The 1,609-nt window shown below is 46.6% G+C and carries 2 protein-coding genes; one reads left to right on the forward strand and one right to left on the reverse strand.

Annotation, left to right across the window (positions count from 1 at the left end):
* Window positions 1–73: 73 nt before the first annotated feature.
* Window positions 74–1,363, forward strand: a complete 1,290-nt coding sequence (locus AB4653_RS24580; protein ID WP_009847154.1) for an NAD(P)/FAD-dependent oxidoreductase — start codon at window positions 74–76, stop codon at window positions 1,361–1,363.
* Between the two features lie 111 nt (window positions 1,364–1,474).
* On the opposite strand, the gene AB4653_RS24585 is transcribed toward AB4653_RS24580, so the two are convergent.
* The coding region (locus AB4653_RS24585) for a GNAT family N-acetyltransferase (RefSeq protein ID WP_372105542.1) at window positions 1,475–1,609 on the reverse strand (135 nt) is incomplete at its 5' end.

The raw sequence follows: 1,609 nt of genomic DNA on the forward strand, positions 1-1,609 counted from the left end.
TAGATACATAGAATTTATCGGTTGGAGTAATCGAGCCGAACCCCATTTATTCATTTTGTAGAGGATTGTCACTGTGACAAAAATTATCGTAGTAGGCGGTGGTGCTGGTGGTTTAGAACTAGCAACTAAGCTAGGCCGCACTTTAGGTCGTAAGAAACGTGCCCAGATTACTCTGGTAGACCGTAAAGCAAGCCACCTATGGAAACCATTACTTCATGAAGTAGCAACGGGCTCACTGGATGAAGGTGTTGATGCATTAAGCTACCGTGCGCACGCAAAAAACCATTACTTCGATTTCCAAATGGGCAGCCTGAACGACATCGATCGTGAGCGTAAAGTGATTGCACTAAGCGAGCTTACAGACGAGCACGGTGAACTGCTGATGCCAAGCCGTGAACTTGAATACGATATTCTTGTGATGGCGCTAGGCTCAACGTCAAACGACTTCAACACTCCAGGCGTTCGTGACAACTGTATTTTCCTTGATAGCCCAGAGCAAGCACACCGTTTCCGTACAGAAATGAACAACCAGTTCTTAAAGCTTCACGCTAAGAACGGTCAAGGCACGGTAGACATCGCGATTGTTGGTGCTGGTGCAACAGGTGTTGAGCTTTCTGCAGAGCTACACAACGCAGTTAAAGAGCTTCGTACTTACGGCTTCGGCGACCTAGATTCAAGCAAGCTGAACGTAAACCTAGTTGAAGCGGGTGAGCGTATTCTTCCAGCTCTACCTCCTCGTATTTCAAGTGCAGCACACTCTGAGCTAACCAAGCTTGGTGTGAACGTTCGTACGAATACGATGGTGACTCAGGCGGATTCTGACGGCCTAACAACCAAAGATGGCGACAAGATCCCAGCTCAAATCATGGTATGGGCAGCAGGTATCAAAGCACCAGATTTCATGAAAGATATCGGTGGTCTTGAGACCAACCGTATCAACCAGTTGGTTGTGAAGAACACGCTGCAAACAACTTTGGATGACAACATCTTTGCTATCGGTGACTTGGCGCAATGTACACAAGCAGATGGTTCATTCGTTCCGCCACGTGCACAAGCGGCTCACCAAATGGCAAGCTGTGCATTTAGCAACATCATTGCTAAGTTGAACGGTCGTGACCTGAAAGATTACATCTACAAAGATAAAGGCTCGCTAGTTTCACTAAGCCGTTTCTCTACGGTAGGTAGCTTGATGGGTAACCTGACGAAAGGTTCGATGATGGTTGAAGGTCGTATTGCTCGTGTGGTGTACATCTCTTTGTACCGCATGCACCAGATGGCGCTTCACGGCTTAATCAAAACATCACTGATGATGCTGGTTGGTCGTATTAACCGTGTACTTCGTCCAAACCTAAAGCTTCACTAATCAGGTAAGCCTTTAAGGTCATTACGCTGATAATAAAAAAAGAGCTCTTTGGAGCTCTTTTTTGATCGTGTCGCTTACGTGCTATCGCAGGTGTTGAACTCATTTCTGCTGTTAAGACGTTGGAGGCAGCACAGAATAAACCACGCCATCTTTGGGCTTACCGTTAAACAGAAATCGATTCTTGGCAATGGTTTCTCGCTCAGCGCCACACTTCTCTATCAACTTTTGGCTGGGTAGGTTCTCGGT

It is taken from the genome of Vibrio sp. 10N.222.48.A3 (genome assembly GCF_041475345.1).
Lineage (GTDB): Bacteria > Pseudomonadota > Gammaproteobacteria > Enterobacterales > Vibrionaceae > Vibrio > Vibrio tasmaniensis_A.